Raw genomic sequence first — 4732 nt, forward strand, 5'->3', positions numbered from 1 at the left:
TGCGCCGGCATCACCACCTACTCGCCGCTGCGCCACTATGGGCTGAAGCCTGGTGACAAGGTCGCCGTGGTCGGCCTCGGTGGCCTCGGCCACATGGGCGTGAAGCTGGCCAAGGCGATGGGCGCGGAGGTCACCGTGCTCAGCACCTCTCCCTCCAAGCGCGATGACGCGCTGGCCCTGGGCGCCACGCACTTCGCCGCCACGAAGGACAAGAGCACCTTCAAGAGCCTCGCTGGACGGTTCAACTTCATCCTCGACACCGTCTCCGCGCCGCACGACTACAACGCCTACCTCAGCCTGTTGAAGCTGGACGGGACGATGATCCTCGTCGGCGCGCCGGAGGCGCCCACCCCGCTGTCGGCCTTCCCGCTCATCATGCGCCGGCGCAAGCTCGGCGGCTCGCTCATTGGTGGCATCCGCGAGACGCAGGAGATGCTCGACTTCTGCGCCCAGCACAACGTGGCCTCCGACATCGAGGTCATCCCCATCCAGAAGATCAACGAGGCCTATGAGCGCATGCTCAAGGGCGATGTGCGCTACCGCTTCGTGATCGACATCGCCAGCCTGCACGAGAAGTGAGCGCTGAGGCCCGGGGCGCGGGGTGTTAGAAGTCCCCCAGGGAGCACCCTCTGCCCATGGCGAACACACCCTCAACGCGCAAGTCCGACTACGCCATCGCCTACCTCTCGGACGTGGAGGGTCTCTGGGAGAAGCTGGTCAGCTTCTGCCGGGACAACCCCCACGTCGATCTGGACGAGGCCGGGGAGCGGCTGGTGGTGCGGCCGGGTTCCACCTTCGTCTACGGGGGCGACGCCATCGACCGCGGCCCGGATGGACGCCGGGTGGTGCGGACGCTGCTGGAGGCCTGGCGACGGCAGCCCTCCCAGGTGGTGCTGCTGGCGGGCAACCGTGACATCAACAAGCTGCGGCTCGTGCGCGAGCTGCGTGGCCACCCCCTGGCGCGGACTCCCCCGGAGGTGCGCGAGGGTCCACGGCCGGTGCTCCTCCGGTGGATCTTCGACAACACCATGGGGGCGCGTGGAGCCTTCGAGTTCCGCCGGGCCGAGCTGGCCCGCACCGGCGCTCCGGTGAGCGAGGAAGACGTGGTGGACAGCTTCCTCGAGGACCTCGGCCCTGGGGGCGCGCTGCGCGACTACCTCTCCGCCTGTCGGCTCGTCCACCGCATCGGCAATACGCTCTTCGTCCATGGCGGGGTGCACGAGGAGAGCCTCGGGGCGGTGCCCTCGGGGAGCCGGGTGGAGGGCGTGGACGCCTGGAGCGAGGCCCTCAACCACTGGTACCGCGAGCAGCTCGAGGTCTTCGCCGAGGGGCGCCTCGACGCGAGGGGCACGCCGCTCTGGGAGCCGCTCATCGCCTATCAGGCCCCGTCCCCGGGCAAGCGGATCAACACCGGCAGCGTGGTGTACGGGCGCATGGCCGACGAGCGCAACCATCCCGGCCTCCCGTCGCGGGCCCTCATCGAGACGCTCGCGCGCTCGGGCATCCACAGGGTGGTGGTGGGCCATACCCCGAGCGGGGACTGCCCCTCGCTGCTTCGCGAGGAGGAGTTCGAGCTCATCTGCGCGGACAACTCCTACGGCCGGGTGGAGGGGGGCTCTCAGCTCTTCCTCCGGGACGACAGCGTGTACGTGCAGGGCCAGGTGAAGCTGGATGACGGCCGGCTGGAGCGGGTCCGCTTCCAGCTCGCGCGCGGCGACACCTCCGGGCCCATCGGCCGGCAGTTGCTCGACACCGGGCAGCTGGTGAAGGGGCCGCTGGAGAGCGGGGACTGGCTGCTGTTCCGCGCGTTGCCCCAGTTCCGCGTCGAGCAGCTCGCGGAGACTTCGAGTGCCCTCGCGGGGCGGGGACTGGGCCCGGCGCGGGTCGCGCACTGAGGTGTGCCCGTCCCTGGGACACGCGAATCCCAGATGCGGACATCCAGGACGAGCCCACCCCGGTGTGCCGCCGGGTTGCTCCCGCGCCGTGCCCCTCGCGACGGGCGGGCACATGCGTTGCACGAGGCCCTCCCGTTCCCGCCCGAGGCCCGGGCGCTGGAGGACTCGTGAAACAGCTCATCGTGTGTTTGCCGCTCCTCGCCGCAAGTGCCACCACCCCCCTGCAACAGGCCATGCCCGCGTCTGGCTTCACCCCGGCGCCTGAAGCCATCGCGCCCGCCGTGGCCTCGGCCCCGCGGCGGCCCGTGTACACATTCGGGGGCGTCGAGGTGTTCGGCTCGCGCAAGGTCCCGAAGGAGCAGCTGCTCGCGCTCATCGAGATGCCCGCCCCGGGCACGCCCGTCGAGTCCGGGTCGGAGGACTTCATCCGGCAGCTCATCGAGAGCAAGAAGCGCGTCACCTCGGCCCATGCCTTCGCCCAGTGCACGTTCTCGGTGGGCGTGGACCTCAAGACGAACATCATGCGGCTGACGGTGGACCTGGTCGATGCGGGGGACGAGTGGCGCATGCGCTTCTCCCCCGCGCCCCAGGCAGACGTGGCGGATCCGGACGGGCTGCTCGCCGCCTGGGGAGACTACGTCAAGGCCTACTGGAAGCTGGAGAACGCGGGCGCGCTCGCCTTCGGTTTCGGCGCCTGCCAGGCCTTCTCCTGCTACGGCCGCTTCGACCATCCGGAGCTCGCGCCTCGGGAGGCGCGGTTCCTCGAGGGCGTGCCGCGCCACTTCGACGCGCTCGTGCGCGTGCTGCGCGAGGACCGCGACGAGGGCAAGCGCATGGGGGCGGTGAACCTGCTGGCCTATGGGCCCTCGCGCGAGCAGGTGGTGCAGGCCGTCCTTCCTTCCGTGCGAGACCCGGCTCAGGGCGTGCGCAACGAGGTGATGCGCCTGCTGGGGGCGGCGCAGCAGGGCCAGCCGCGCGTCCTCCTCCCGCTCGACACGGTGCTCGAGTCGCTCTGGCTGCCGACCACCGCCGACCGCAACAAGACGGCCTGGGCGCTCGTGCGGATCCTGGAGACGGAGGGGGCCATCCATCGGAAGCAGATTCTCGACAAGGCCGCCGAGCCGCTCCTGGAGATGGTGGCGATGCAGCAGACGACTGATCGAGAGCCGGCGCACAAGGTGCTCACCCTCCTGGCGGGGCGTGACCTCGGAGAGGACGGCGAGGTCTGGCGCCAGTGGATCGAGTCGGTGCGTGGCGCCGAGGTGGCGCATACGGACTGAGGCCGCGGCACGCGCGAGCCTTCACGGGAGGATGAGGGGATGGTTCGCGAGGAAGGTGGCGAACCCCCAGAAGGCCATGAGGGAGGTGATGAGCGTGCTCATTTATCGTTGCAGAGGGACGGCGATAATCGTGCCGTCCATCGGCATGGGTGCCAGCGCACAAAGCGTGACGCGGGCGGAGGCGGCGTCGTAGAGGAAGCTGGTTTTGTGAATCTGGTAGCCTTGGTGCCCGCTCTCCCGCAGAAACGCCTTGAGCTTTTCCGAAGCCCGCCGCAGCAGTGTCGGGGCTTCTGGGGGTGGCACGACCTTCGTCAGGTCAACTGGACGGCCCGTGCGGCGGTCGTAGGTCGCGCAGGCGAGTTCATTGTTGGCATGTGCACCGCCAGAAAGCTCCGTGGCGCCTGTGTAGATGGAGATGACGTCGTCGCTCACGTACGCGAGCTTCACGACGCGCTGCACGCTGCCCGGAACATCGAGAATCTCCCGCTCGTCCCGGGTCGCGGCCAGGGCAATCAAGTCGCGCCCGGTGCGCAGGTCGCGCAGCCCGTCCAAGCAAGAGCGCTCGTCACAGCGGCTCACGACGGCGACGTCCTGTAGGCGCTCACGCTCACCGCCCTCGGGCTGCGAACGCATGCGAACCAGCGCCGTACTGGGAAAGGAACTGGGCGGTGTGGGCGCAATGGCTTCGAGGCTGACGAGGCGCACGTTCTCGTTCGCCCCCGCCTCGTCGCGGTCCGCTGGGGGCAAGGCGGGCGCCGGCAATGCCTCCGCCCCGGCTTTCGGAGAGCCCGCGTCGACCACTCCCTCCACGACCGGGGTCCCTGCGTCAGTCGGAGGCGTGGACGCAGTGCGATTGCACGCCACGAGCCACGAGCCAACCCCCACGGCCATGATTCGGAATAGGTAGTGCCGGCCCAATTTCCGTACCCGCATCAGTCGTTGCCCACGGAGAGCGTTCCCATTCCCCCCACACGGTCCAAGACGTCCTGGCGGTATGCGCGGGCTTTGGGTCCATCCCCGTTGTAGCCCAGTCGAGCAAGCGCCACGATTTTGCTCTCGCCGCCTGGAATGAATCCGTACCGGGAACAGACGTAACCTCGAGCCGGGTTCATCCGTGGAGCCAGGTGGAGGAATCGCCATGAAGCCAGCGCTGACCGTCGAAGCTCCGTCCACCCGGCTCCTGCCCGTGGACGCCCTGGCGCCCACCCGCGTGGAGACGGCCACCTTCTCCTTGGGTTGATTCTGGGGCCCTGACGCCCAGTTTGGGCGTCTCCCTGGAGTCCTTCGCACCCGCGCGGGCTACACCGGCGGCACGCAGCCGGACCCGACCTACGAGCGGCTCGGGGACCACACCGAGTCCTTCCAGATCGACTACGACCCGACGCGGCTTTCCTATGAGGCGCTGCTGGGCCATTTCTGGAAGGAAGCGGATCCCACCGAGCGCCCCTACAAGCGCCAGTACATGGCCGCCATCTTCCACGCGGACGAGTCGCAGAAGCGGCTGGCGCTCGCGAGCGGGCGGCGGGCCATGGAGGGGAAGAGCGGGCCCATGCTCCT

General features: G+C 69.2%; 4 protein-coding genes and 1 pseudogene. 4 read left to right on the plus strand and 1 reads right to left on the minus strand.

Annotation, left to right across the window (positions count from 1 at the left end; translation table 11 throughout):
- The 3 genes from VF697_RS37965 to VF697_RS37975 form a co-directional block, all read left to right on the plus strand.
- A partial coding sequence (locus tag VF697_RS37965; RefSeq protein ID WP_331102866.1) for an NAD(P)-dependent alcohol dehydrogenase occupies positions 1-579 on the plus strand: 579 nt, incomplete at its 5' end.
- A gap of 56 nt (positions 580-635) precedes the next feature.
- Entirely contained in the window at positions 636-1895 is a 1260-nt protein-coding gene (locus VF697_RS37970) for a hypothetical protein (protein ID WP_331102867.1), read from the plus strand.
- Between the two features lie 167 nt (positions 1896-2062).
- Positions 2063-3175, plus strand: coding sequence for a hypothetical protein (locus tag VF697_RS37975; protein WP_331102868.1), 1113 nt, complete (start codon positions 2063-2065; stop codon positions 3173-3175).
- Positions 3176-3277: 102 nt separating this feature from the next.
- On the opposite strand, the gene VF697_RS37980 is transcribed toward VF697_RS37975, so the two are convergent.
- Positions 3278-3976, minus strand: coding sequence for a hypothetical protein (locus VF697_RS37980; RefSeq protein ID WP_331102869.1), 699 nt, complete (start codon positions 3974-3976; stop codon positions 3278-3280).
- Between the two features lie 451 nt (positions 3977-4427).
- Here VF697_RS37980 and VF697_RS37985 point away from each other — a divergent pair.
- Positions 4428-4732 (plus strand): annotated as a pseudogene (locus VF697_RS37985) (peptide-methionine (S)-S-oxide reductase); the annotation flags it as partial.

The sequence above is a fragment of the Archangium sp. genome (genome assembly GCF_036388035.1).
Classification (GTDB): domain Bacteria; phylum Myxococcota; class Myxococcia; order Myxococcales; family Myxococcaceae; genus Archangium.

Bases quoted from the DNA above. Each gene is read 5' to 3' on its own strand.
- VF697_RS37970 (WP_331102867.1), top strand. From the start codon at position 636: ATGGCGAACACACCCTCAACGCGCAAGTCCGACTACGCCATCGCCTAC.